Origin of the sequence: Frankia sp. AgKG'84/4 (assembly GCF_023242965.2) — a bacterium.
Taxonomy (GTDB): domain Bacteria; phylum Actinomycetota; class Actinomycetes; order Frankiales; family Frankiaceae; genus Frankia.
The window spans coordinates 1-2,252 of the sequence record NZ_JALKFU020001278.1; the positions used below are offsets into that span (position 1 = coordinate 1).

The following is a 2,252-nucleotide window of genomic DNA, read 5'->3' on the forward strand; positions in this document are numbered from 1 at the left end:
GTGCCGGCCAGGGTCGGGCGGCTCAGGGCCGGGCGGGACGCGAGCGCAACGGCGACGGCGGGCGCGATCGCGGCAACGGCAACGGCAACGGCAAGAACGGCCGGCCGGCGCCGAGGGGCGACGGTGGCAGCCGGGACGGCGCCGCGGGTGCTCGGGTGGTGAACCCGGATCTGGTGCGCCTGGCACGGGAGGAGAGCCGGGCGCTGTCCGGGCTCGCCGGTGGCCGTGGCCGCGCCGGGCCGGGCCAGCGCCGCCGGACCTGGGTACCGGGACGCCCGGAGGTCGTCGAGCGCCTCGACCGCGACGGCCTGCTGCCCGCCATCGTGTTCATCTTCAGCCGGGCCGGCTGCGACGCGGCGGTCACCGCCTGCGTGCGCGCGGGGATGCGGCTCGTGAGCCCGGCGGAGCAGGGCCGCGTGCGCGACGTCGTGCGGGCGCGCACCGCGGGGATCCCCGACGCCGACCTCGCCGTCCTCGGTTTCTGGCCCTGGCTGGAGGGGCTGGAGCGGGGCGTCGCGGCGCACCACGCCGGGATGCTGCCGACGTTCAAGGAGATCGTCGAGCAGCTGTTCGCCGAAGGGCTGGTGCGGGTCGTGTTCGCCACCGAGACCCTCGCACTGGGCATCAACATGCCGGCCCGCACGGTCGTGCTCGAACGGCTGACGAAGTTCAACGGCGAGAGCCGCGTCGACATCACCCCCGGTGAGTACACCCAGCTCACCGGCCGCGCCGGGCGCCGGGGCATCGACGTGGAGGGGCACGCGGTCGTGCTGTGGCAGGCGGGGCTGGACCCGCTGGCCCTGGCCGGGCTTGCCTCCACCCGCACCTATCCGCTTCGCTCGTCGTTCCGCCCGTCGTACAACATGGCGGTCAACCTCGTCGGCCGGCTCGGCCACGACCGTGCCCGCACCGTCCTGGAGTCCTCCTTCGCCCAGTTCCAGGCCGACCGGGCGGTGGTGGACCTGGCCCGGCAGGTGCGGCGCAACACCGACACCGCCGACGAGCTGCGCGCGGCGCTGACCTGCGATCGCGGCGACGCCCTGGCGTACGACCAGTTGCGCCGCGACATCCGCGAGCGGGAGACGGCGCTGTCCCGCGAGGGCACGGCGCGTCGGCGCACCGAGTCGGCGGCCGCGCTCGGCCGGCTGCGCATCGGCGACATCGTGCGGGTGCCCGCCGGGCGGCGCAGCGGCCTCGCCGTGGTCCTCGACGCGGACACGGCGGCGGGGGCCCCCGACGGGCCGCGCCCGGTCGTGCTCACCGCGGACCGGCAGGTCCGCCGACTCTCGCTGGTCGACTTCCCGGTCGCCGTCGAACCGATCGGGCGGGTCCGGGTGCCGCGCTCGTTCAACCCGCGTTCCCCGCAGTCGCGGCGCGACCTCGCGTCGTCCCTGCGCGCCGCGGGCGTCGATCCGGACGCCGCGCCGGGCCGCCGCGAGAAGGCCCGTTCCGCCGCCGCCGATGACGCGGAGCTCGCCCGGCTACGCCGCGCGCTGCGCGCCCATCCGGTGCACGACTGCCCGCGCCGCGAGGAACATCTGCGCAGCGCCGAGCGGGTCGGCCGGCTCGAACGGGAGACCGCCGCGATCGCGCGCAAGGTCGAGGGCCGCACGAACACGGTCGCGCGGACGTTCGACCGGGTCCGCGCCGCGCTGGCGGAGTTCGGCTACCTCACCGGCGACACGGTCACCGACGCCGGGCGGGTGCTGGCCCGCATCTACTGCGAGCAGGACCTGCTCGTCGCCGAATGCCTGCGCGCCGGGCTGTGGGAGGACCTGACCCCGCCCGCGCTCGCCGCCGCCGTGTCCACGCTGGTCTTCGAGCCGCGCGGCGATGACCTGGGGGCCACCGCGCTGCCCGGCGGCGCGATGCTGCACGACTGCCTCGAGGAGATGGCCCGCGTCGCGGACCGGCTCGCCGCCACCGAGCAGCGCCACCGGTTGGACTTCGTGCGCCGCCCGGAGCTCGGCTTCGTCCCCGCCGCCCATGACTGGGCCGCCGGGCGCCCGCTGGAGCGGGTGCTGACGGCCAGCGCCGTGGACCTGACCGCCGGCGATTTCGTCCGCTGGATGCGCCAGCTGCTCGACCTGCTCGACCAGATCACCAAGGTCGCCCCCGAGGACGCCAGGGTGCGCCGTACCGCCCGCGCGGCGATGGACGCGCTGCGCCGTGGCGTCGTCGCCTACGCGATGGCCGTCTGAGCGCCGCCCGATGGGTGCCAGGACGAGCCGGGCGGGCGGCCGGCGCACGGC

At 76.7% G+C, this 2,252-nt stretch carries 1 protein-coding gene; it reads left to right on the forward strand.

What is annotated here, in order from left to right:
- The coding region (locus MXD58_RS29615) for a DEAD/DEAH box helicase (protein ID WP_250611442.1) at nucleotides 1-2,201 on the forward strand (2,201 nt) is incomplete at its 5' end.
- Between the last annotated feature and the right edge of the window lie 51 nt (nucleotides 2,202-2,252).